Annotated in this window: 23 protein-coding genes; 12 read left to right on the top strand and 11 right to left on the bottom strand. The window is 39.3% G+C overall.

What is annotated here, in order from left to right; all coding sequences use genetic code 11:
* Positions 1 to 102, bottom strand: a 102-nt coding sequence (locus CWB66_RS18140; RefSeq protein ID WP_138586464.1) for a transposase, incomplete at its 3' end; no start/stop codon positions are given.
* 159 nt (positions 103 to 261) lie between these two features.
* On the opposite strand from CWB66_RS18140, the gene radD reads away from it, so the two are divergent.
* Positions 262 to 2,013, top strand: a complete 1,752-nt coding sequence (gene radD, locus CWB66_RS18135) for a DNA repair helicase RadD (protein WP_138586463.1) — start codon at positions 262 to 264, stop codon at positions 2,011 to 2,013.
* 33 nt (positions 2,014 to 2,046) lie between these two features.
* Here the strand turns inward: radD and CWB66_RS18130 are convergent, their stop codons facing one another.
* A complete protein-coding gene (locus CWB66_RS18130) occupies positions 2,047 to 2,382 on the bottom strand; it encodes a ribonuclease E inhibitor RraB (protein ID WP_138586462.1) in 336 nt (111 codons plus the stop codon).
* A 169-nt stretch (positions 2,383 to 2,551) separates the two neighbouring features.
* Here CWB66_RS18130 and CWB66_RS18125 point away from each other — a divergent pair, with 169 nt between their 5' ends.
* Genes CWB66_RS18125 through CWB66_RS18115 form a run of 3 tightly spaced genes read left to right on the top strand, consistent with a single transcriptional unit; the run spans position 2,552 to position 8,894 of the window.
* Positions 2,552 to 4,279, top strand: a complete 1,728-nt coding sequence (locus CWB66_RS18125; protein ID WP_138586461.1) for an autotransporter assembly complex protein TamA — start codon at positions 2,552 to 2,554, stop codon at positions 4,277 to 4,279.
* Complete coding sequence (gene tamB / locus CWB66_RS18120; RefSeq protein WP_138586460.1) at positions 4,279 to 7,959, top strand: autotransporter assembly complex protein TamB; 3,681 nt, start codon at positions 4,279 to 4,281, stop codon at positions 7,957 to 7,959. Before CWB66_RS18125 ends, tamB begins: the two co-directional genes overlap by 1 nt.
* Before the next feature lie 29 nt (positions 7,960 to 7,988).
* Positions 7,989 to 8,894 carry a peptidylprolyl isomerase gene (locus CWB66_RS18115; protein ID WP_138586459.1) on the top strand — a complete coding sequence of 302 codons (906 nt, stop codon included), beginning with the start codon at positions 7,989 to 7,991 and terminating at the stop codon, positions 8,892 to 8,894.
* Positions 8,895 to 9,148: 254 nt separating this feature from the next.
* On the opposite strand, the gene queF is transcribed toward CWB66_RS18115, so the two are convergent.
* Complete coding sequence (gene queF / locus CWB66_RS18110) at positions 9,149 to 9,994, bottom strand: NADPH-dependent 7-cyano-7-deazaguanine reductase QueF (protein ID WP_138586458.1); 846 nt, start codon at positions 9,992 to 9,994, stop codon at positions 9,149 to 9,151.
* Positions 9,995 to 10,053: 59 nt separating this feature from the next.
* On the opposite strand from queF, the gene syd reads away from it, so the two are divergent.
* Entirely contained in the window at positions 10,054 to 10,593 is a 540-nt protein-coding gene (syd, locus tag CWB66_RS18105; protein WP_138586465.1) for a SecY-interacting protein, read from the top strand.
* 66 nt (positions 10,594 to 10,659) lie between these two features.
* Here the strand turns inward: syd and CWB66_RS18100 are convergent, their stop codons facing one another.
* The 3 genes from CWB66_RS18100 to CWB66_RS18090 all read right to left on the bottom strand — a co-directional run bounded on the left by CWB66_RS18100 (position 10,660) and on the right by CWB66_RS18090 (position 12,047).
* On the bottom strand, positions 10,660 to 11,433 hold the full coding sequence (locus tag CWB66_RS18100; protein WP_138586457.1) for a Zn-ribbon-containing protein: 774 nt from the start codon (positions 11,431 to 11,433) through the stop codon (positions 10,660 to 10,662).
* Positions 11,434 to 11,446: 13 nt separating this feature from the next.
* A complete protein-coding gene (locus CWB66_RS18095) occupies positions 11,447 to 11,713 on the bottom strand; it encodes a hypothetical protein (protein WP_077537523.1) in 267 nt (88 codons plus the stop codon).
* 97 nt (positions 11,714 to 11,810) lie between these two features.
* The gene (locus CWB66_RS18090; protein WP_138586456.1) at positions 11,811 to 12,047 is read right to left on the bottom strand and encodes a DUF2789 domain-containing protein; all 237 of its coding nucleotides are present in this window, start codon (positions 12,045 to 12,047) and stop codon (positions 11,811 to 11,813) included.
* A 152-nt stretch (positions 12,048 to 12,199) separates the two neighbouring features.
* On the opposite strand from CWB66_RS18090, the gene CWB66_RS18085 reads away from it, so the two are divergent.
* Entirely contained in the window at positions 12,200 to 12,853 is a 654-nt protein-coding gene (locus tag CWB66_RS18085; protein ID WP_138586455.1) for a GNAT family N-acetyltransferase, read from the top strand.
* A 618-nt stretch (positions 12,854 to 13,471) separates the two neighbouring features.
* Here the strand turns inward: CWB66_RS18085 and CWB66_RS18080 are convergent.
* Together CWB66_RS18080 and CWB66_RS18075 are read right to left on the bottom strand one after the other, a co-directional pair.
* Positions 13,472 to 13,771, bottom strand: a complete 300-nt coding sequence (locus tag CWB66_RS18080; protein ID WP_138586454.1) for a DUF3301 domain-containing protein — start codon at positions 13,769 to 13,771, stop codon at positions 13,472 to 13,474.
* Positions 13,772 to 14,800, bottom strand: a complete 1,029-nt coding sequence (locus tag CWB66_RS18075; protein WP_138586453.1) for a DUF3549 family protein — start codon at positions 14,798 to 14,800, stop codon at positions 13,772 to 13,774.
* Positions 14,801 to 14,904: 104 nt separating this feature from the next.
* Between CWB66_RS18075 and CWB66_RS18070 the strand changes: the two genes are divergently transcribed.
* From CWB66_RS18070 to CWB66_RS18060, 3 genes are read left to right on the top strand one after another with little or no spacing between them, the layout of a single operon-like run.
* Positions 14,905 to 15,225: a YqcC family protein gene (locus CWB66_RS18070; protein ID WP_138586452.1), complete on the top strand. Its 321-nt coding sequence runs from the start codon at positions 14,905 to 14,907 to the stop codon at positions 15,223 to 15,225.
* A complete protein-coding gene (truC, locus tag CWB66_RS18065; RefSeq protein WP_138586451.1) occupies positions 15,218 to 15,982 on the top strand; it encodes a tRNA pseudouridine(65) synthase TruC in 765 nt (254 codons plus the stop codon). Before CWB66_RS18070 ends, truC begins: the two co-directional genes overlap by 8 nt.
* The gene (locus CWB66_RS18060) at positions 15,982 to 16,431 is read left to right on the top strand and encodes a flavodoxin (RefSeq protein WP_138586450.1); all 450 of its coding nucleotides are present in this window, start codon (positions 15,982 to 15,984) and stop codon (positions 16,429 to 16,431) included. Before truC ends, CWB66_RS18060 begins: the two co-directional genes overlap by 1 nt.
* A 58-nt stretch (positions 16,432 to 16,489) precedes the next feature.
* Here CWB66_RS18060 and CWB66_RS18055 read toward each other — a convergent pair whose 3' ends face one another.
* Positions 16,490 to 18,070 (bottom strand): LysM peptidoglycan-binding domain-containing protein, encoded by a 1,581-nt coding sequence (locus tag CWB66_RS18055; RefSeq protein ID WP_138586449.1) that lies wholly within the window; start codon positions 18,068 to 18,070, stop codon positions 16,490 to 16,492.
* Positions 18,071 to 18,203: 133 nt separating this feature from the next.
* Entirely contained in the window at positions 18,204 to 18,977 is a 774-nt protein-coding gene (gene gloB, locus CWB66_RS18050) for a hydroxyacylglutathione hydrolase (RefSeq protein WP_138586448.1), read from the bottom strand.
* Positions 18,978 to 19,030: 53 nt separating this feature from the next.
* Between gloB and CWB66_RS18045 the strand changes: the two genes are divergently transcribed.
* Complete coding sequence (locus CWB66_RS18045) at positions 19,031 to 19,816, top strand: class I SAM-dependent methyltransferase (RefSeq protein WP_138586447.1); 786 nt, start codon at positions 19,031 to 19,033, stop codon at positions 19,814 to 19,816.
* A gap of 162 nt (positions 19,817 to 19,978) precedes the next feature.
* On the opposite strand, the gene rnhA is transcribed toward CWB66_RS18045, so the two are convergent.
* Positions 19,979 to 20,443, bottom strand: coding sequence for a ribonuclease HI (gene rnhA / locus CWB66_RS18040; RefSeq protein ID WP_138586446.1), 465 nt, complete (start codon positions 20,441 to 20,443; stop codon positions 19,979 to 19,981).
* Between the two features lie 68 nt (positions 20,444 to 20,511).
* Here rnhA and dnaQ point away from each other — a divergent pair, with 68 nt between their 5' ends.
* Both dnaQ and CWB66_RS18030 read left to right on the top strand, forming a co-directional pair.
* Entirely contained in the window at positions 20,512 to 21,225 is a 714-nt protein-coding gene (gene dnaQ / locus CWB66_RS18035; protein WP_138586445.1) for a DNA polymerase III subunit epsilon, read from the top strand.
* Between the two features lie 9 nt (positions 21,226 to 21,234).
* On the top strand, positions 21,235 to 22,602 hold the full coding sequence (locus tag CWB66_RS18030; protein WP_138586444.1) for a TIGR03503 family protein: 1,368 nt from the start codon (positions 21,235 to 21,237) through the stop codon (positions 22,600 to 22,602).
* The last annotated feature ends 115 nt before the right edge of the window (positions 22,603 to 22,717 follow it).

Here is a 22,717-nt window from a genome sequence, read left to right as displayed (position 1 = left end):
CCCTAAATTTCTAGAGGCTTCTGCTTGAGAGTAGTTTTGCCCAACAACTAATGCGATGGCATCAAGTTTAAATTCTTTGGAATACTTTTTACGTTTTGTCATTATCGATCTCCAGTTAAGTTGATTATCTCTTAACTGGGGTAGTCGAATCCATTAAACCACGTCACTTAGGTCGGTTTATATAAATTAAGCTTTAACCCCTAAAGTTTGTTAAAATCTAGTCCTGTCGTTAATCACTTTAATAAAACCTACTAATTTCCCATGAGCTATAAACTAAGACCTTACCAGCAAGAAGCGGTAGAGCGAACCGTTTTACATTTTAGAAAAACCAGTGAGCCTGCTGTTATTGTATTGCCTACTGGTGCCGGTAAGAGTTTAGTTATTGCTGAACTTGCCCGCATTGCTAAACAAAAAATATTAGTACTTGCTCACGTAAAAGAATTAGTTGAGCAAAACGCACAAAAGTACAAAAGCTTTAATTTAGAGGCGAGTATATTTTCAGCAGGTTTGAAAGAAAAATCGCTTACTCATCAAGTTACCTTTGCTAGTGTGCAATCGTTATCTCGCAATTTAGATAAATTGAATGAGCATTATTCTTTACTTATTATTGATGAGTGCCACAGAGTAAACGGCGATAAAAAAAGCCAATACGGTAAAGTGATTAATGCGTTAAAAATACATAACCCTGAACTGAAAGTACTGGGTTTAACCGCAACGCCTTTTCGATTAGGTATGGGCTGGATTTACCATCATCATTATCATGGCTTTGTGCGTGGCAATAGCGAGAGTCCTTTTAAAAACTGTATTTTTGAATTGCCTTTAAGGTACATGATCAAAAATAATTACCTTACCCCTCCGAATGAAGTGGATGCTGCTATTAGCCATTATGATTTTTCTGCTTTGAATGCAAATGCATCTGGGCAATATACGACCGATGACATGAATGCGCTTTTAAAAAAGAGTACCCGTGCAACGAAAACTATTTTACAGCAAGTAATTCAATACAGTGAAGAGCGTGAAGGTGTTATGGTTTTTGCCGCCACAGTAATACATGCTCAGGAAATATTAAGCTATTTGCCAGCTCATCAAAGTGCACTTATAACAGGTGATACGCCAAACACTGAGCGCGATAAAATCATTAAGCAATTTAAAGCTAAGCAATTAAAGTATCTAGTTAATATATCGGTACTAACAACCGGCTTTGATGCGCCTCACGTCGATTTTATTGCTATTTTAAGACCAACGGAATCTGTAAGTTTATATCAGCAAATAGTCGGACGAGGGTTAAGATTGTCGGATTCAAAGAAAGATTGTTTAGTTATTGACTACGCTGGTAACGGTTTTGATTTATTTTATCCTGAAGTAGGTGATAAAAAAGGTGATAGCGATAATGAACCCGTTCAGGTACTGTGCCCTGGATGTGGTTTTGCGAATATATTTTGGGGTAAAACTGATTCAGCAGGAAAAGTAATCGAACACTTTGGTAGGCGCTGTAAAGGTTTATTAGAAGACGATGCGGGGCACAAAGAACAGTGTGATTATCGCTTTAGATTTAAAGAGTGCGAGCAGTGCGGCGCTCAAAATGACATTGCAGCACGAAAGTGCCACGATTGCGGTGCAGTAATGGCTGATCCTGATGACAAACTAAGAAATGCGCTTAATTTAAAAGATGCATTGGTATTAAGGTGCAGCGGGCTTAGCATTTCCTTGCTAAAAGATGAAATGATTAAAGTTACGTATTTTGATGAAGATGGCACAAGTTGCGACGAGATTTATAATATGGGTAATAAAGGTGCGCAATATATTTTTAATAAACAGTTTGGTAAGCGGGTAGGGCATGGACAAATGCCAATAGATTTTAAATCGGCGCAGCAGGTTTTTGATGCACAATTTGATTTAGTGTCACCTGATTTTGTTATTGCTCGTAAAAGTAAAAAATATGGTTGGAAAGTCGTAGATAAGTTATTTGACTATAAAGGGAGTTTTAGGAAAGCGAATCAGTTAAGCCGTTAAGCTTAACTGATGGAGATTTTAGACTAACAGCGTTTAAGCCTCTTCACTGTCCATTAATCCCCAGCCATCGCCATAGCCGTTAGAGCTATTGGCAATGCTTTCAATGTATTGCTCAGCTTGACCAAGTAATGTGTGCTCAGGCACCATTTGAACTTGAGCAATCACTTCCCAAACACCCGTTTCGGTGCATTTTTCAATTTTAGCATTTTGTACTAAGGCATCAGTGACGATTTCCTTTGCAAACTTTTCTGCATCAGCTTGTTGTTCAAATAAAATATAAAAATCAACTTGGTGCATTTTATTTAAATCGATGCCTTCAGCGGCTATTTCGGCTAAAAGTTGGCCGTTATCATCATCAGGAAATTGCATTAAAAAACTCATTAAATTATTTTGTGCTTGTTATTGCTATTGTAACCAAAATAAACGCATAAGGCGTACTAATTTTAATATTTGAATTAATGCTGGGCTCATTATTACTATGATAATATGCGAGCTGAAATCAACGACATTTTAAAAATATAAAGCAAAGGATATTTACTTGTTCAATCAGTTTTTACGTTGTATGTGTGTCTTCTTCATTTTTTTTAATACGCAGGCTTTTTCTTCTGAGAAAGTGATTGAAGATTATGAAATAAAAGGGCTTGGTGGCGAGCTAGAAAATAACGTTGCTCTGTATTTAAAACAACTCATTGGTGAAAAACCAACACGCACACTGCGCCGCTATGCAAAAAAACAAGTTGAAAACAGTATAAAAGCGCTAGGTTATTACAGCCCTGTTGTTGAGGTTGATTTTGACAAAAACGACAGCGACTTAATTGTTAAAGTTGAACGAGGCCCTGCAACCCGAATTGAGTCAATTAACGTCGCTTTAAACGGTGATGGTAAAAATGATGAAGCTCTTCAAGCATTAGTAAAAAACATCAATATTAAACAAGGTGATGTCTTAAATCATGGTATTTACGATTCAGCCCATAAAAAAATAGAGTCGATGTTATTAGAATTAGGTTATTTTGATGCAAAATGGCCAGCAAGAAAACTAGAAGTGTCGCTTAAAAAAAATAGCGCAGCTATTACGTTTTTAATTGATACCGGTGTGCGCTATCAGTTTGGTCCTGTTGATATAGCGAATAAAACACCGGCTGTAAAATATATTCGATCTTTAGCGCCTTTCTCTGTGGGCCAGCCTTATAAATCAACGCTTATTGCCGATTACAATCTTGATTTATCAAGTACCCCTTACTTTGCAAGTGTGCGTGTATACGCTGATATTGCAGCACGTAAAAATAGCCAAGTGCCAATTAAGGTCGATGTTTTACACAAACCAGCAAATAGTTATGAAATTGGTGGTGGGTATAGCACCGATTTAGGCCCCAAAGTACGTTTTAAATGGTCTAAACCATGGATAACAGAAGATGGGCATTACCTCGAAAGCAATCTAAATGTGTCACAAAAGCAGCAAGACATTTCAATGGCCTACACAGTACCTATTGATGATCCTAATGATGACTTATGGCGCTTCTCGGTGGGTTACAAATTAGAAGATGAACTGACAAACGACACTTATAGTAAAATACTAACAGGGCAAGTTCAACGCCAATGGTTGACTGAAAACAAGTGGGTAAGAACAGCATTTTTACGCCGCGACCAAGAAACCTATCGAATAGGCGATGAAGTAGAAAAAACCACTGAAATGTTAATGCCGGGCATTAGTTATGCACGTAAAAAATCGAAAGGGGGAACTACGCCTTATTGGGGAGAGCAGTGGTTGGTATCTGCTGAATTCGCTCTAGATGACATGCTCTCGAGTACTAATTTAATAAGAGTGCAATTACAGCATGCTTGGTTAAGGACGTATTTAGATCGCCATTTAGTTTTTTTAAAAGGCAATGTGGGAGCCATGCTTGTTGATGATATAAGCAACGTACCATTTTCACTGCGCTTTTACGGCGGTGGTGATCAAAGTGTTCGAGGCTTTGCGTACCAGTCTATTTCACCAGAAAACGACGAAGGCGAATTGATTGGGGGTAAGTATTTACTATCAGGCACTGTTGAATATAATTACCAGTTTGCTCAAAATTGGCGAGCTGCTTTGTTTGTAGATGGTGGTACGGCAACAAATGATTTTTCAGACCAATTCGAAGTGGGTGCTGGGTTTGGCTTTCGCTATTTAACACCTGTGGGCCCTGTCAGAATCGACCATGCATGGGGCGTAACTAAAGACAGTAAAAGTACGCGTTTGAGTATTACTATAGGGCCTGAAATTTAATGTCAGTATTTAAAAAAGTAACCGCAGTCGCAAGTGCCATATTAGTGAGCCTTTTAGTTATATTATTTTGTTTATTATTTACCGCGCCAGGTAATCAGTTTATAGCTTACAGTGCTAATAAAGCAGTGGATGGTTTGAACATAGATATAAAAAATGGGCGTTTTTTATATAACGATACGTTTAACGTACGATTTAAGAACGATGGACTTGATTTTAATGCTCAGCAATTAAAGCTCAATTTATTTTGGTGGCAGTGCGATGGTATTTGTATAGATAACTTCAGCGCTAAATCTATAGATTTAACGTTACTAAACACCACAGAGTCACAAGAGCAAATCCCTGCACAGACACTTGAAAAAATCAGCTTACCTTTTAATATTGCTGTAAAAAACATTGCGATAAATAAATTCACTCTAGAGCATCCAAGTGCAAAAGTAAGCGTTAATAACTTTAAACTCTCAGCAAGAGCAGACGATTCAAAGCTAACAGTTAAAAGCCTGAATATCCCCAGTATACTGGTTGCATTAAAAGAGCAAGACCCTAAAGCACAAACTGCGCAAAATACTCAAGCGCCCATAACGCAGCTACCAGCATTGCCTAATATAGAATTTACTTCACCACTTGACTTAGTCATTGAAGAGTTTGAAATAGCTAAAGTCACGATAGAGCAAGACGAAATTCAGTATGTGATTGAGAGCATAGCGCTGCAATTGAGTTTGGAAGATGCAATTGTTAATTTAGAGTCATTATCAGCAAAGTATGAACAGTGGCAGCTTAATACGCATCTTAACGCAGAGCTTGCAGGGAACTTGCCCGTAAAAGGGAATGTTGTTCTACAAAGTGATGAGCACCAAGCCAACTTGCAGTTGAGTGGTGATTTATCAAACTTAAACCTAAATTTAGAAACGCAGGGACAATACCCGCTCAATGTAACGGCAACAGCAAATTTAAAGCAAAAAAACTATCCGTTTGAGTTAAATGGCAAAATTAAACAGTGGCTTATTGATGCACAAAGTAATGAGCTTAAAGTGCAAAATGTTAGTCTTAATGCACAAGGTAATGCCGACGACTATCAGCTTACATTGCAGGCGAGTAGCCAACTAGGTGCGTACCCAGCGGTTGACTTAAATACCCAATTAAAAGGCAGCCTCAGCAAAGCAACCTTACAAACGCTAAGTATTAAAGCGAACGAAAGCAGTGCCACTATAAACGCTAATATTGATTGGCAAAAAGGCATACAGGCTAACTTTAATGGCACGCTTGCTAACTTAAAAGCGCAGTACTTAACTGATGCCGTCACCAGTGATATTTCAGGTCAGTTTAAAGGCTCGTTTAATGCCGCTGATGATAAATGGCAGCTACAAATGAATAATACAACGTTAAGCGGATTACTTAACGATGTACCACTAGAGTTCGCTTCAAACTTTAAGCTAGACAATACGTTAAAAGCTAATATTGATAGCTTTTATTTAACTAGTGGCATCAATGAGTTAGCATTAATCGGACACGTTGACGACACTTGGCAGGTTGATGGCAAAGTAATGCTAAAAAGTGATGAAGAGGCTAATTTGCCATTTATTGCTAATGGCAATGCTGATTTAAAAGTGAGAGGGGATAGGCTTACTCCATCCGTTGACTTGGCGTTAATGCTAGAGAGCTTTATTTTTAATGAAATTAATATAAATAAACTGTCACTAAAAGGGCATTTAGATACCGCAGCCGATTGGCAAACCGATGTTGCGGTAAGTGTTGGCTCGGCACTTGTGGTCGAACAGCAAATTAACAGCGTAAAAATTGATATTAGTGGCGACAAAACAGATCACCAAGTTACCGCATCAGTAGATGCAGAAAAAGGCGCTGTAGAGTTTGAAGTTAACGGAAAAATGAGTAGCAGCGTATGGAATGGTGAAATAAGCAATATAACGTTGAGTGATAATAAACTAAGTTTTAGCAACACAAAAAAAATTGCCTTAATGGTAAACACACAAAATAATGATTTTGATGTAAGTGCGCATTGTTGGCAATCGGCGAAAAGTAAATTGTGCATAGATACTTTATTGCAAACGAATACACTTGGGCAGCTTAGTGCAAAGCTAAGTAACTTATCACTTGAAGAACTCAAGCACTTATTGCCCAATAATATTCGCACACAAGGCGACGTAAAGGGTGACTTTGCTGCAAATTGGCAGTCAGGTGCGCTTAAAACATTACGCGCTAACTTAAATGCCAGTGAATTAACCGCAATTCTCACCTCAGAAGAAGACCGCTTTAAATTGCCAATAGAGACATTACACATCAGTGCGTTTTCAGATTCGCAAATAGGCAAGTTTGAGGCTAATTTAGAATCCAGTGTACTGGGTAAAATTACCACGCAAATAAATATCGATGATATACAAAATAAACAAAGTCTAAAGGGGAATGTGAATATAAATAAGGTTTTATTATCAGACATACAACCTTTCTTAGAAACACTTGAACAGATAAAGGGCGCTATCAGCGGGCAAGTGGCCTTAACCGGTACGTTAAAGGATCCTCTTTTAGATGGCGAACTGAATATTGAAGACATTAATTTAGCAGGTGAACAGCTGCCTATTGCTCTTGAAAAGTCGAATGTAAATATCTTATTTAACAAAACAACAGCAACAGTTAAAGGCAATTTAAACGACCCTCAAGGTGGCAAAATTAAGTTAAGTGGTGATGTTGATTGGCAAGGCGAACAACCTATCGTTAACGTATCTGTATTAGGTGAGCAATTTTTTGTACGTGCGCAGCAAGGTGTTGTGTTTAAAGTATCACCAGATTTAAAAGTAGGCTTAGCCAATAACGCATTAAAGCTTGTTGGTGAAGTGATTGTACCCTATGGCCGTATAGAGATTGAAGAGCTGCCAGAGGGGGCGGTACAAGTGAGTGATGATGAAATTATTGTGGATCAAAAATCAGCAGCAACTAAAAAGATGCCTTTTGATTACGATGTTGACTTAAAACTTATTTTAAAAAATGATGTGAAAGTAGAGTCCTTTGGTTTGGCATCAAGAGTCGCTGGAGATTTAGCTATTAAAATGAGCCAAGGGGCGCCCACTATTGCAACCGGCGAACTAAATTTAATTGAAGGGACTTACTTAGCATTTGGACAAGATTTAATAATAAGGACAGGTCAAATTGGCTTTAGTGGCTCTATAGAGCAGCCATACTTAAATATTAAAGCTATTCGTAATCCAGAAAATACTGCTAATGATGTTATTGCAGGCGTTACCCTTACAGGTACTATAAAGCAGCCAACACTTAAAATATTTTCTGAGCCTGCAATGGATCAAGCTCAAGCACTTGCGTATTTACTTAATGGGCAACCACTAGGAGAAGGTGACAGCTCAAGCGACGCTATGCTTACACAACTGTTACTTTCTCAAGGTGTGAGCCGAAGTGAGGGGGTGGTTTCTAAGGTGGGTGAGACGTTTGGATTGTCGGATGTGAGCTTAAGCTCTAAAGGTACTGGCGATAACACCAAAGTAGAAATATCTGGTTATGTTGCACCTAGTTTGCAAGTAAAATACAGCGTTGGTATTTTTGACTCATTGAGTGAAGTGGCTGTGCGCTATCAATTACTTTCACAGTTATATATAGAGATAACCAGTGGGTTGTATCAAAATGTTGATGTGCTATATAAATTTGACTGGGAATAACTAAAATAATAATTCTAAGGATGTGAGTGATGAAAAAAATGATATTGTCGGTTTTGTTAGCCGCTTTACTAAGTGGTTGCGCTCAAATACGTAACAAGGACGTTACTAAACAATCGTTACCTTTAATGAGCGCGAGTGAGGTAGTTGCCAGTGCAACAGATAACGACTGGCGAGTAGTTGACGGTCAAAATATTTTAAAGATAACGCTGCCAACGGGCGATGCGTATATTGAGCTTAATGAACAGCTTGCCCCAAAGCACACTCAAAATATTAAAAAGTTAGCGCGAGAAGGGTTCTATAAAAATACTAGCATTTATCGGTTTGTTGAAGGTTTTGTCGCACAAGGTGGCGATAGCTCGAGTAAAAAGTTAATTAAAACGGCAGATAAAACAGTTCCTGCTGAGTTTTATTTAACAACAAATAAACCACTTTTAATTACTGAGCTAAATGGCGACGGATATGCGCCAGTTACCGGTTTTTTAAACGGCTTTGCAGTAGCTCAAAATTCAGCACATACGCAAACATGGCAAGTACACTGCAGTGGTGTGTTTGCAATGGCGCGCGATAACGATATAAATAGTGCGAGCACGGAGTTTTTTGTAACGATAGGGCAAGGGCCGCGTTATCTTGATAAAAATATTACGGTGTTCGGCCGAGTGCTAGAAGGGATAGAGCATTTTAACCGTTTAGCGCGTACACCAATTGAAGGTAAAGCATTTAATCCAATTACGAATATACAAGTGCTTGGCGATGTCCAAAGCGATAAAAGTATCTTTAAAGTAATGAAAACAAATTCACCGGTGTTTAAAGATTTGATCCGTGCTCGTAAAAACCGTAATGAACCTTGGTTTGTTAAAGCACATAACTACGTTGATGTGTGTGGCATGCCGATACCCACTAAGCGCGAAGTTATACCAATCCGCAATAATACTTAATCATTTTGCGGGGCTAAACGTGTCGCTACCTGCGTTAAAAAATTATCATTTACGACTGCATGGATGCAGAAGGTAGAGCAATGCAGGAGCAATTGCCGAGAACAACTAAATAGCAATTTTTTTGCCTAGCTATCAACACGTTTTCCCAGCCTCAAAATAGCTCACTTAATTAAGCGAATTGGTATTAATTAAATATACAAATAGAAAACGAGCCAAGGCTCCTTTTTCAACACTCATATTCCAGTGTAAAAAACTTACTGACGATTAATTTTAACCGCGAACGGTGTATCGTTATAATGCGTAGAGCGATACGGATTTATATCAAGCCCACCACGGCGGGTATAACGTGCGTAAACCTCTAGCTCTTTAATATTAAGCTGCGTGGTTAAATCGCTATAAATACGCTCTACACATTGTTCATGAAACTCGTTATGCGTTCTGAACGAAATTAAATAACGTAATAGTGACTCTCTGCAAACTTTCTCTCCCGTATACCTAATAATAATGCTGGCCCAATCAGGTTGCGAGGTAATTAAGCAGTTAGATTTTAGTAAGTGGCTATGCAGGGTTTCAGTTACGAGTTCATCACGTTGTGATTTAAGCGAATGCGCGTCAATATGGTAATTATCAATTTCAATATCTAAGTCATCAATACATTCGCCAGGCAGGGAGGTGCATGGTAAGCAATTAAATTCATCAGCCTTATATAAGGTTACTTTTACGGGGCTGTTAACCGCGCTTGATAAGTCATCAATTAAGTGCTGTTTTACTACCTCAATGCTTTCAAATCGGGTTTGGTTAAAGCTATTCAAATAAAGTTTAAACGACTTTGACTCAATAATATGGCTGCTCTGACATTCAAAAATAAAGAGGGCGACAGCCACTTGTGGTTTGCCTTTAGCATTAAGCCATGAAAGCTCGTAACCAGTCCAAATGTCTTGTCCTTTAAACGGGAGTGCGGCTTCATCAATATTTAAAGCATCACGATTTAGCTTGCGTGCAATAGGGAAAAGCAAGCTCGGTGTATACACATCCACATACTCGGTAGATTGGCCTAATACACTGCCTTTTAGATCTGGAGAATTGCTGTAATCTGTCATGTTTGCTCTTAAATAGTTACAATAGGAGCATTATATCTAATTTGAATGAGTTTCACAGTATGTCTGTTGCTATGCAGTTAGCCCAACTTCACACACAATTTAGTGAAAAAACCTTTAAAAAAACCTCAAAATACCCGCTGATTGCTCATGATGAGCAGTGGCCAAGTCCGTGCGAAGTAGGAGAGGTAGACGAGCAAGGAAACATTCAGTGGCATGGGGCTTTGCAGCAGCCTACGGGGTCACTAAACAATTTAGCCAGTGCACTTGAGCTTGAATTTCCAAAAGAGCTTAGCATTTTATACGGGTATATGTACGGCGGCAGTATTTTAGCCAGTATTGATGGCCACAAAGTGGAATTACTTCAAGCGTGGAATGAAGAAGACTTTAATTTATTACAACAAAATATAACGGGTCACGTTTTAATGAAACGTAAGTTAAAACAGCCAGAAACGGTGTTTATTGGTTTAACAGATCAAGATGATTTGCTGGTAAGTGTTTTGATTCACACCGGTGAAGTGTGTTTAGAGCACGTAGGCAAAAAAACACACCATGTACTGGCACCAAATATTGATGCTTTTTTAAAGTCGCTAGAGGTTTAGAGTCTACTAAACAATCAGCTCGGTGCGGTTAGCACCAAGCTGTTGTTATTCATTAATTTAGTGTGTTCACTGAAAATCCCACGATATATTAGATACTAAGCCACAAGGCTCGCACCTAAAATCGAATAACCCAAACCACGGCTCAGGTAATTTCCAATTGCCGTGACAGCTAGGGCATTTTCGCTCAAGCTCAGACGCTTTATCTACACCACCCACGCGGTATAAATAATAATAGGTCGGTTTTTTAGTTAAAAAGCTAATGCGTTTTGTTATGTCTTTTCCGCGTCTAAATAAGTCGCTTTTAATACTCGATATTTCTTCAAGTGCGGGGAATTCACAACGGGTTGCACCATTAATCTGAATTTGATCGCAAGCTTGCCAGTCCTCTTGCCACTTTATAAGTGTTTTATAGTCACCATTAGCAATTGCCGGAATACGAAATAGCGGCACAGGCAAAAAGTCATCACCACAATAAAGTGGGCTGCAAGTGTGTACATACGTGGTATATAAAATATAGCTCGATGGCTCTTTACAGCAATCAGCGCCGTTGGAGTGAATATCTTGTCCAATTATTTTTACTTTTGGTGCCAGTAGCCCAGCACTGTGTAATTTTTCGATACTGTGCTTAACAAACGGACTATTATTTAACGGATGCATGGCATCTTCCGTCGGGCACATAACACGGGTAATAAAAAAGCCATCCTTTAAAACGGTTGGAAATTCTTCACCCATTATTTGACCATTAAAACGCAGTGCATTTACTAAGCGATTTATTGCTTGTTCGGCTTGTTCTAAGGTGGTGTCTTGGTAGCAATCAAAAGTTAAATCAACAACGAACATTTATAGTCTCAAATTATTTTTGTTCTAGCAGCGCAAGCAGTTTATCGAGTTTTTGCTCAATTCTATCTAACTGACTGGTTTTAAGTTCAGTATTTTCTGGCTGCTGTGGGTTTCTCATGAAGTTATTAATTGAATCAGGGTTATTTTTATATTGGCTTACTGCAGCAATAATCATCGGCATAGGAACCGGTTGTGCCAAACGACTTTTAGTTAATGCTACAGTAGGAGTTTTGCCTTCACCAAGAAGGACTTTAATTGCATCAAATACAACTGAATTCATTAGGTATATAACTCTTTAATAAAATAAATACGCAGCATATAAATGCTGCGTAGGTGCTATGTTAGCAATAAATAAGGGAGAGGGACATTAAATAAAATTACTTACTTTGACGAAGGCGTACATCTAACTCGTCAATTACTTCACTCCAATCACCGTCTTCTGCAAGGGATTCAGCTAAAAAGTGCTGTTGTGCTTCATCCCAAAAAGAAGCTTCTTGGAGCAGTGTTGTGTCTTCTAATTCATGTGAGGCAATAAATGCATCTATTTGCTCATCACTATTTGGTAATCCAAGCTGCGCAAAAAGTGTGTTAATGTCGTGTTTCGTCGTGTCCATGAACTTGCTCCTTAAATGAATGAAAACTCATACTAGTACCTAACTGTACCTCCTGCTAGTTAAACTCTCGCTGAATTTACGGTTAATAATTTTAGGTATATAGTTAGGTATAAAGTTAAACAGCCTATAGCTAAAATAATAAAGGAAATACAATGAGTGTAGCCATACAAGCAGACACGTTCAGCGTACAGTATTTAGCGGCAGAAGATATTAGTACTGCAGCGAGCCTAATTTACCAGGCTTATCATGACGATCCCGTATTACAAAACATGCTCGGTCATAGTGAAGAAAATAAATCGGCTTATGAAAAAAAATTACGATCATTAATTCGCGAAGAACTCAGTAGTTTTTGGCAAGAGAAGCAGCCGCTTATTGGTTTATACCGTGACGATAAATTAAAAGCAGTGGCCTGTGTATTTGAATCAAATAGCCAACTGCAAGCCCAACGTTATTGGCACTGGCGATTAAAGTTGATGCTGAGTGCTGGTTATTTGCAGACCAATCAGTTAATTGAAAAAGAACAAACAATTAGAGATGCCCTTACAGATAAAGGTAATTACTACTTTTTAGCATTTATCGCTGTAGATCCGCATTTTCATGGACAGGGGTTTGGTCGCTATTTATTAAGAGGGTTAGATGATTTAGTTAAATCAAACGCTAAGTCAACCGGTATGGCTGTATTTGTTACGCGTAAAGAACACATTGAATTTTTTAAAACCGAAAAGTTTGAAGCATTTAAACACCTTACTTTTAACCAAGTAGATGGCGAGTTACTATTTAAGTCAATAATTGAGCCAACTATTTAAAATTATGTGTAAGCCAATGCGCCCAAATGGACGTAAGTCCGTGAGATATCTCTTACATTACCGTGAGCATTATCAGTTAAAGACGGCTATTAAGTGGTCTTTTTTTATTTAAATCATTGTTATTAAATATTAATTTTATATTTTCATTTTTGTGACAGTTATTTTTTCAATGTTAAGTGCTATTTCTCCCCCTTAATTGCTTTAAACTTTACTTTGTCAAGAAGACATAGCTCAATGACTGAGTTACTGCCAAGGATACGGAATAGGCAACATAGCAGAAGCTCGCAGGATGCAAAAAGGACAAGTTAACAAGGACAGCAAGGACGAACAGGAAGTGCATGATGCACTAAAGTGGCAGGAGCTACTTCAAAGGATTATCATGGACGATGCTACAGGATGTAGCCAAGCGTTAGTTTGCGCGGGTTTGCCAAGATGGCTATGGATATTGCAGGATGCAATGTGAGGGTAGACAAGGTTGTTTACTCGTTCAGGGGATGATAATACGGATTTATAGATAACGGATATCTAGCAGGAAGCAGTCCAATTGGGGCGTAACTTTAGTTACGCCTTAGTTTTTTGTGTTGGAGTAAATTTAATTTAGCCCTAGATTAAATCCACTTATATTTTATGCGGCGGAACAACCACACTTTTCAAAAACTCATTTTCCATAATTAACACACCTTGATAAGCATTTTCACCGTCGCTTGAAAACTCAAATATAAATTCACTTTTGATGCCAGGCTTGCCGTTCTTTAAAAAACCAAAGCGACGTTTTGCGCATGCAACGCTCATCAGCTGCACTTGGAGCTGCTCACTTTGGCGCTTAGCATGAACGTTCGCCGCTTCAGCAACTTTTCGGTTAAGCCAAAATAAGTAAATTACACTACCAATAAGTATGAACGTCCATAAACTTGCCATTTAAGAGAATAACCTTCCAATTGCACGCGCGAGGGTTTCGCTACGATTTTCTTTACGTAATAAGCCTAATAAATGCGGGCGAATAGTCGGTATTGCAACTAAGTCAGCAAAAATACTTGGAAACAACTCATCAATTTGTTGATGATGCGCGCAGTTATCCATAAATACGTGCAGGCGTTCAGGGTTTTCTAACTGCTTAAAACAGCGCCCAGCTATAGTTAATAACACATCCGAATCTTGCCCAGCAGGTGAGCTTAGTACAGTATCAACCAATTGAGCGCATAGCCCTTGAGCTTGACCTTTTGATATTGATCTTAGTGCTGCGGTTATCGCTACAGTGTCGCTATTATTAATCGCTGTTTGTGCGTAATCAACAAGTAACTTACTCATTGATGTTGGTATTTCAACGTGTTCAAGCATAGCACTGAGTGGTTGCAGTACTTCAACAGGCAAATGTGGCCATGCTTTTTGCAGATTACTTAAGTTTGTATCGCTGTCTAAGCGCAGTGCAAAATCGGCAATACCTTGTAATGCAACACTTTGCCAGTTATCAAAACCAACCTTACCGCTAAAGTATAACTGCGCATGCTTGTAGTACTGCGACGCAGGCTGTTTTAATAGTACTTTTACTTGGGCGTTAAATGCCGCTAATTTATTTGCGTTTGGCGTAAAAACATAAGGGTTATTATCAAGCTTTCCATCGGCTTGCTCACCTGTAATTTCAGTCCCTAGCGCTTGAATAACCATATCAGCAAAGTGATCGCGACTAGCACTTACCAGCATGCTTTGCTCATCAAGTGGAAACTTTAAAAACCATACATACGGCTCTTTACTGGCTTTAGTATCCCAAAATTGAATGGCGAGCCATGCATGACCAGCAAGAGGGTAAGGGTATGGCACTTGAGCTTGTTCAATAGCTAAAAACTGTTTTTTATCAAGCTTAGTAATGTGCCTGCCAATATCAAAAGCACGCCACTGAGTACCCGCACCATCTAAAAGCTGACCTAATGTAGCTATTTGATCACTCATTGTTTTCTCAACTGTTTTTACTGCAAAATTACATTAATTATACGCCATAGCCGCCTATGAGGGAACAGGGTATAATTGCATTACATATATAAAAGAGGGTGGTTATGTACCAGCAAACCCAAACTTATTTAGTGCAGCTAACGGCACTTTTACAAAAGCATGCGCTTTGGCAAAGTGAGCCAACAGACGCTGATGCACTGCTTTCAAACACTCCTTTTTGCCACGATACAATGGCGTTTGAGCAGTGGTTACAATTTGTATTTATTGAAAAAATACAGCAATTAATAACGCATAAGCAACCACTGCCACGTAACTTTGATATTGCCCCTATGGCGCAAATGACGCTTATGAATAAAGCAGGAAATGCTGAAATAATTGAATTACTAACAGCCCTTGATACCTTTTTAGGAGAACCAAATGAGTGAGCGCCCAGCGTCTATTGAATATGGCGAGCTGACAATTTTGTATCAAGATGAAAACTATGTGGCTATAGATAAACCCTCTGGTTTATTAGTGCATCGCTCGTTTTTAGATAAACACGAAACCCAGTTTGCTATGCAAATGCTGCGCGACCAACTAGGGCAACATGTATTTCCAGTACATAGGCTCGATAGGCCTACGTCGGGCGTATTACTGTTTGCATTGAGCTCTGAAGCTGCTCGCGATATGAACCAGCTATTTATTGAGGGCACCATTGCTAAGCGCTATTTGGCCTTAGTGCGCGGTTTTGCACCAGAGTCGGTATTTTTAGATAAACCGCTTAAAGAAGAACTTGATAAAATAGCTGATAAGTTTGCAGATCAAGATAAAGCACCGCAAGAAGCGCAAACCCAGTTTAATTGCTTGCACCAAGCTGCATTGCCTATTCCTATAGGTAAGTATCCAACAGTGCGTTACTCGTTAGTTGAGTGTTTTCCAAAAACCGGGCGCAAGCATCAAATTCGCAGACACTTAAAGCACTTATCACTGCCTATCATTGGTGATGTAAATCACGGTGATAACCAGCATAATCAATTTTTTAGGGATCATTTTGAGCTAAGACGGCTAATGTTATTTGCAACAGAGCTTAGTTTTGTGCACCCTTATAGTAATGAATCAATAACAATTAAAGCGCCACTAGGTGAAGACATGCTTGAAATATGTAAACAGCTAGGTTGGCCAGAGCAAGAAAAGGATTATTAATGGCACATATTAGTATTTTTGTAGGCAGCGTTAATGGCGGTGCAGAGCGTTTGAGCGATGAAGTTGCAGCCACAATAGAGCAAGCGGGTCATACTGCAACGCTAATTACTGAAGCATCACTTGATGATATAAAAAATGCATCGCATATTTTAATTGTTACCTCCACAACTGGCCAAGGTGATGTACCGAGTAATTTGGCTGGGTTGTACTTTGCAATGAATAGCACTTTCCCGATGCTTACTGATAAACCATTTGGTGTAATTGCAATGGGTGACAGATGCTACGGCGATACATTTTGTGGAGCAGGGCGTAGCTTTGACGAGCTACTACGCGATTTACAAGCAAAACCTATTGGTAACCGCCTAGAAATAGATGCATGTGAAGATTTTGAACCATGGCCAGTAGCAGAGCCTTGGCTAAAAGTATGGCTAGATAAGTTACCGGCTTAACTTAAGACATTTAAAAAAGGAGCGCATGCGCTCCTTTTTGCTTTTATAGCTTTATAAATTAACTACTTCTGACATCTACCTTAAGTTTTAGCTTTTGGCCAGGTTGTAAGTATTTTTGACCAGCTAAATTATTCCACTTAATGATATCGTTAACAGCTAAGTTAAATTTAGACGCAATACGTGCCAGTGAATCACCTCGGCGTACTTTGTATGTAATAGTACGGTTGGTGCTTGCTGTTGCTTGTGGTTTATTAGCTGACTTATACACAGTTAGTTTTTGATTTAGGCGCAGCACAGAGTTTTTCTTCAGCTTATTCCATTTAGCTAATTCATCCATAGTCACATCGTATTCTCGGCTAATATCCCACAATGTATCGCCGCTTTTGACTTTATGGGTAAGTTTAGTTCGTGTGCTTCTATTTGCAGCTAAGCGCATTTGCTTTGGTAAATGCTCGCTATTTATTGCGCCATCAGTCAGCGGAACTAATAATTGTTGGCCTACTTTAATCGTATTTGACTTGAGTTTATTAAGCGAACGAATAGCGCTCAAACTTGTTGTAAACTTTTTAGCAATTACCGATAAGCTATCACCGCGTGCTACTGTATATTGTTGCCAGCGTAAACGATCTTTAATGTCTGTTTGTGTCAGTTTTTGGCTAAATTGCTCTGCTTTATCTACGGGCAATAATAAAGAATGAGGACCATTTGGATCCGTTGCCCAGCGATTAAAGCCAGGGTTTAGCCTGTATAGCTCAGTAAGCGTCATATCAGCCATATCGGCAGCCAGTGCTAAGTCGATTTGAGAGCCGATATTAACCACTTCAACTACTTGTGCATTAATAACAGGCTGCCATGTGACGTTAAAGTCATCTGAGCGTTTTAATAAATCAGCAAGGGCTAATAGTTTAGGCACATAGGCTGTTGTTTCTCTTGGTAAATCAAGAGACCAAAAGTCGGTAGGTAAATGCTTTTTACGATTCTTTTTAATCGCGCGCATTAAACGCCCTTCACCCGAATTATACGCAGCAATTGCATTTAACCAATCGCCTTCGAGTGTTTTATGTAAATAGGATAAGTAATCAAGTGCAGCACGAGTCGATTGCACAATGTCACGGCGACCGTCGTACCACCAGTTTTGTTTTAAATCGAATCGCTCACCGGTTGCAGGCATAAACTGCCAAATGCCAGATGCACTGCGATTAGAATAACCAAACGGATCAAATGCACTTTCTACAATTGGCAATAGTGCAATTTCGATTGGCATTTCACGCTTTTCGACCTCTTCAACAATAAAATGTAAATAGGGCTCCGCGCGTTTGGAAATACGATCTAAGTAAGCTTGGTGCCTTGCGTAATAATTACGCTCTGCCACAACGGGGCGGTTTTGTGGTATGTCGATAGAAAGTTGATAGCGGATGCGCTCCCATACATCATCAAACACGGGGGCTTCTTGTTCTTCACTGTCAATTTGCTGATATTGTGCGTTTACCATCAATGCATTGTTAATATCGTTGGGGCTTGCGCCGCCTAGCTGCTGATTTGCTTGCGAGGCAATTTGAGAGTCTGACTCTAAGGTTGTGACTGTTTGACAACCACTTAGCGTGAACGCCAAGACTACTAATAGGGGAGATTTATTCATAAATACCAATACATTGGGTAAAAAACTCGGCGAATACTACCTGTAATGAGCAAATATTGCCACTGGATGACTTTTTAACGCCAGGCTGAAATTATTTATCTATTTTAAGTTTATGATTTTAAATTAAAATGCGCTAAAAATTATCTTTGAACATTCTAAGACTAGCAAAGTTTTCCCAAGGTTCATTATTTTTTGTGAGTAATATAAACTCTTTCGGTACCAGCTCTGTCATTGTAGGTAGGTCACTACGCATAAATGGGTTTATTTTTAGCTCTTGCCCGATAGAGGTTGGTAGGGAAATTTGATTGTTACTACGTAATTCATCTATTTTTTTACTGTAGGCAAGGAGTTCAGGGTTACGTGGTTCAACGGCTTTTGCAAAGGCAAGGTTAGCTTGCGTGTATTCGTGCGTACAATAAACTTTGCAACTGGCAGGCAGCGCTCTTAGTTTATTAAATGAGTGCCACATTTGTTCGCTAGTGCCTTCAAATAAACGCCCGCAGCCTGCGCTAAATAATGTATCGCCGGTAAAAGCAAGTTCAGCATTTGTATAACAAATATGATCAAGCGTATGCCCAGGCGTCGCTAAAATAGTAAAGTTAGTATTAAGCACACTGATACTTTGCCCGTCATTAAGTGGGTGGGTAACGCCTTTAAACGGGCTATTAGCAGGGCCATAAACCGAGATCCCTGAATAGGCGTCAACTAATGCAGTGACGCCATCTGTATGGTCGTAGTGATGATGTGTGATCAAAATACCACCAAGTGTTAAGTTATGCTGCGCTAAATACATTAATACAGGCTCGGCTTGTCCTGGATCGACTACCCATGCTTGGTTACTGTTATCGGTAGTTAAACACCAAATGTAATTATCAGAAAAGGCTTTAATTGCTTTGACTTGCACCATGGTAAATTGCTCTATAAAGTGACACTTATCACATAGTATAACGAGCTCAAAAAATGAAACCAGCCCTTAGCTTTCAAGAAGGACCCAAACCACTGTCGTGGCAGCAGTTTCCTCATGGGGATTACTTGCGCACAGATATCGAACGCAAGATGGAGCAATGGCTGCCGCGTATGTTTGGCTATCATATGCTTAAGTTGGGTAATTTAAGTGGCGAGTTGAACACAAGCACAAGCATGATTAAACATCAGGTGTGCGTAGCAGAGCCAGGGCCTCATACTGGTGTTGTGGCAGATATCGATGAGCTGCCATTTTACGAGCACAGTATTGATGCCTGTATATTAAGCCACTGCTTAGAGTATCACTCAGATCCACATCATATTTTACGAGAAGCGCATCGCACGCTTATTCCAGGCGGCTATATATTAATTACTGGCTTTAATCCGTTTAGTTTGTGCGGACTTGCACAAATGCTGCCTTTTAGTGGTCAAAAGCTACCGTGGACAGGACGCTTTTTTACACCAGCACGGGTTAAAGATTGGTTAAACTTACTTGGCTTTGAAATTGTTAGTGATGAGCGTTTTATCTACTCATCACTGGCAAGAGGTAATAGGCTATCAAGATTTGAGTTTTGGCGTACGTTTGCAAAGCAATATTTAAAACCAATGGGCAGTGTGTATATGCTGGTGGCACGAAAAAGAGTGGCACCACTTACGCCAATAAAACCTAAATGGCATGCAAGGCCGCAATTTTCACCCGTAAAAGGTGCGGGGCTTAGGCAAACATCTAAACAACACTTTAAATCGTGCGAGCAAGAAAATAATACCAATTGCATTAAATAAGTGATCTATTATAGCGCTAAGAAAATAGCACATTAACAAGGCGAAAATTGTGACATATAGTTGTTCTATATGAATAATTTTTAACGCAGTTAGTGAGTTATTTAATGCGATAGAATGAACATGTTTTTAATAAAATTGGTATAACAACTAGCTTAGAATAAACTAAGGCTGGTAACCTACATCTTCTAGTAAATCTTTACTGCCTGCGGCATCGCGTGCTAAGTCGTCAACTATTTCGTTGTACTTGTGGCCGCTATGCCCTTTAACCCATTTCCATGTCACAGTGTGTTCACTGCATGCCTTGTCTAGGCGTTTCCATAAATCGACGTTTTTAACCGGTTTCTTAGCGGATGTTAACCAGCCACGTTTTTTCCAGTTAGTGATCCACGATTCAATACCTTGCTTAACATATTGGCTATCGGTTGTTAGGTTTACTTTGCATTCTCGAGTGAGTGATTCAAGGGCTACAATGGCCGCGAGCATTTCCATTCGGTTATTGGTTGTGAGTTTATAGCCTTGGCTTAATTCTTTTTTATGGGCATCGTAAATCATAAAAATACCATAACCGCCGGGGCCTGGATTACCTAAACATGAGCCATCGGTGTAAATCTCTACGGTTTTTTGCACTGTTTTACCTTGATTTTATGTACAATAAAGTGATTATAGAAAGATACCAGAATCAGGCTAAATTCGATATGGCACGTAGACAAATAGTTTTAGATACAGAAACCACCGGCATCGACCCTAAACAAGGGCATCGTATTATAGAAATTGGTTGTGTGGAGTTAGTAAACCGTCGTTTAACAGGCAATAACTTTCACGTTTATATAAACCCACAACGACCAAGCGAAGAGGAAGCAATCGACGTTCACGGTATTACTAACGAGTTTTTGCGTGATAAACCACTGTTTCATCAAATTGCCCAAGAGTTTTTCGACTATATTGAAGGGGCTGAACTGGTTATTCATAATGCGCCGTTCGATATTGGCCACATGGATAACGAATTTGCATTGCTTAATCAGGGCTATCCTAAAACGAATACATTCTGCCAAGTGCTCGACACCCTTAAAATGGCGCGTGACTTGCACCCAGGCCAAAAGAACAACCTTGATGCGTTATGCCGCCGTTACGATGTAGACAATGCTAAGCGAACGTTACATGGCGCATTACTGGATTCTGAGATTTTAGCCGACGTTTACCTTGCCATGACAGGCGGTCAAACAAAGCTAAACTTAAATCAAAATAAAGATGGAGGCAGTGAACAGCGAAAAGGGGGGATTAAGCGTTTAAATAGCGACAGAGCTCCATTAGTCGTATTACGAGCAAGCGATGCTGAGCAAAGTGCACACGAAGCCCGATTAGATCTTGTAAATAAAGAAGGCGGCCAATGTATATGGCGCGCTGAATAAGGCAATATAATGAAAACGATATATTTTGTAACCGTGTTATGTGTTGCTAGTATTTTTACAAGCAGCGCGTACGGCGTTAAGCAAGTTGAACTATTAAAGCGCGACGGGAAACAAAATGAGATCCCTCTGCTGGAGAATCGTTTTCGTATAGATAGCAACCTAGATAAAATAACATTGCTAATTTTTAGGGAACCAGGTTCTCCGGCCGTGGTTTTAGTTAGGCCCGATGGAAGTAAGTACTTAGTGAGTGAGCTTGCTAAAAACCTAGAGGTCGACTGGTATGATGAAATTAGTTACGACATTGTTAGTATTAAAAACCCTATGCCAGGCCCTTGGCAGGCCATAGGTAGGATCCGCTCTAATAGTCGAGTTATTGCATTAGGGAAAATAGATTTAGAGGTACAATCATTCCCTTCTTTAATCTTTAGGGGCGAAACAATTAAAGTTACTGGTCAAATACTAAATGATGGCGAGCTGATCAATGCTGATTTTTTTAAAGATGTAGTTAACTTAGACCTTAGTTTTATTAGCACCAATAAAGAAAACTATGCAAATTTTGGGGCGGGTAGGGAAGATGTTGCTACGTATAAAGATGATGGCTATGACTTAGATGAGCGTGCGAGGGATGGCGTATTTACAGGAGAGTTAACGTTTAGTTTTCCTGCTGGTGAGTGGACTCCCGTGCTTTCTATCATAACGCCTCTGCTTGAACGTCAAATAGTGCAAAACCCATTAATCGTTCACGAACCTCCCCTAAGTTACGATATTGAGCTAGGTAAAGATGGAGACGATCATCTTTTAACAATTAATATCGATAACACAATGGTTGACCCTGCCACAGTAATTATCCAAGGAAAGATTTACTATCCTAATAACGAAGAGCAAATGTTTGTGATAGATGCGGTCGCTAATCAATCACGCCAACTAAGTGTCAAAAATTATGATTGGGGACGATATAATATCGAACTGTCCATTTTTGGCACAAATATTAATGGTCGCGAATTTATGGCGACCCTGCCAACGTATAAATTTGAAGTTGCACGACCCATCGAAGTTATTCCAGAAATCGAAATACCAGCAATTAGTGAACCTGAGATAATAATTCAGAGCGAACCAGAAGAAGAAAAAATGACAGCTGCTATGCTAACGAGTCTGATAGTTGGTTGTAATTTACTCATTTTATTAATAGGTTGGTTATCCATTCGTGTATTCGTCCAGAAAAAACCGATAAAATTTAACGTGAAGCTGCCTTTTTTAAAGAAAAAGAAAGTGGGCGAAGACAAAGTTACCGACTCAGGAAAAAATCAACTTGGTAAAAATGGCTCAAAAAATGACAAATCAGGTGAAATTTTAAACCTTTCGATGTCAGATGACTAAAAAACCTATAAAAAAACAAAAAAGCCCTTGACGAAATAGGGGTTGGTTCGTATTATTCACGCCGCTGTCAGGGAGACCTAAACAGCAACGAAAATATGGAGTGGTAGTTCAGTTG

The organism is Pseudoalteromonas sp. S558, assembly GCF_005886635.1.
Taxonomy (GTDB): Bacteria; Pseudomonadota; Gammaproteobacteria; order Enterobacterales; family Alteromonadaceae; genus Pseudoalteromonas; species Pseudoalteromonas aliena.
This window is presented reverse-complemented; position numbering and strand designations above follow the sequence as displayed.

Bases quoted from the DNA above. Each gene is read 5' to 3' on its own strand.
- CWB66_RS18055 (WP_138586449.1), bottom strand. From the start codon at position 18,070: ATGAATAAATCTCCCCTATTAGTAGTCTTGGCGTTCACGCTAAGTGGT.
- truC (WP_138586451.1), top strand. From the start codon at position 15,218: ATGAGTGAGCGCCCAGCGTCTATTGAATATGGCGAGCTGACAATTTTG.
- CWB66_RS18030 (WP_138586444.1), top strand. From the start codon at position 21,235: ATGAAAACGATATATTTTGTAACCGTGTTATGTGTTGCTAGTATTTTT.
- CWB66_RS18045 (WP_138586447.1), top strand. From the start codon at position 19,031: ATGAAACCAGCCCTTAGCTTTCAAGAAGGACCCAAACCACTGTCGTGG.
- CWB66_RS18100 (WP_138586457.1), bottom strand. From the start codon at position 11,433: ATGTTCGTTGTTGATTTAACTTTTGATTGCTACCAAGACACCACCTTA.
- CWB66_RS18075 (WP_138586453.1), bottom strand. From the start codon at position 14,800: ATGAGTGATCAAATAGCTACATTAGGTCAGCTTTTAGATGGTGCGGGT.
- CWB66_RS18085 (WP_138586455.1), top strand. From the start codon at position 12,200: ATGAGTGTAGCCATACAAGCAGACACGTTCAGCGTACAGTATTTAGCG.
- queF (WP_138586458.1), bottom strand. From the start codon at position 9,994: ATGACAGATTACAGCAATTCTCCAGATCTAAAAGGCAGTGTATTAGGC.
- CWB66_RS18115 (WP_138586459.1), top strand. From the start codon at position 7,989: ATGAAAAAAATGATATTGTCGGTTTTGTTAGCCGCTTTACTAAGTGGT.
- gloB (WP_138586448.1), bottom strand. From the start codon at position 18,977: ATGGTGCAAGTCAAAGCAATTAAAGCCTTTTCTGATAATTACATTTGG.
- CWB66_RS18070 (WP_138586452.1), top strand. From the start codon at position 14,905: ATGTACCAGCAAACCCAAACTTATTTAGTGCAGCTAACGGCACTTTTA.
- CWB66_RS18130 (WP_138586462.1), bottom strand. From the start codon at position 2,382: ATGCAATTTCCTGATGATGATAACGGCCAACTTTTAGCCGAAATAGCC.
- syd (WP_138586465.1), top strand. From the start codon at position 10,054: ATGTCTGTTGCTATGCAGTTAGCCCAACTTCACACACAATTTAGTGAA.
- CWB66_RS18095 (WP_077537523.1), bottom strand. From the start codon at position 11,713: ATGAATTCAGTTGTATTTGATGCAATTAAAGTCCTTCTTGGTGAAGGC.
- tamB (WP_138586460.1), top strand. From the start codon at position 4,279: ATGTCAGTATTTAAAAAAGTAACCGCAGTCGCAAGTGCCATATTAGTG.
- CWB66_RS18060 (WP_138586450.1), top strand. From the start codon at position 15,982: ATGGCACATATTAGTATTTTTGTAGGCAGCGTTAATGGCGGTGCAGAG.
- dnaQ (WP_138586445.1), top strand. From the start codon at position 20,512: ATGGCACGTAGACAAATAGTTTTAGATACAGAAACCACCGGCATCGAC.
- radD (WP_138586463.1), top strand. From the start codon at position 262: ATGAGCTATAAACTAAGACCTTACCAGCAAGAAGCGGTAGAGCGAACC.
- CWB66_RS18080 (WP_138586454.1), bottom strand. From the start codon at position 13,771: ATGGCAAGTTTATGGACGTTCATACTTATTGGTAGTGTAATTTACTTA.
- CWB66_RS18090 (WP_138586456.1), bottom strand. From the start codon at position 12,047: ATGGACACGACGAAACACGACATTAACACACTTTTTGCGCAGCTTGGA.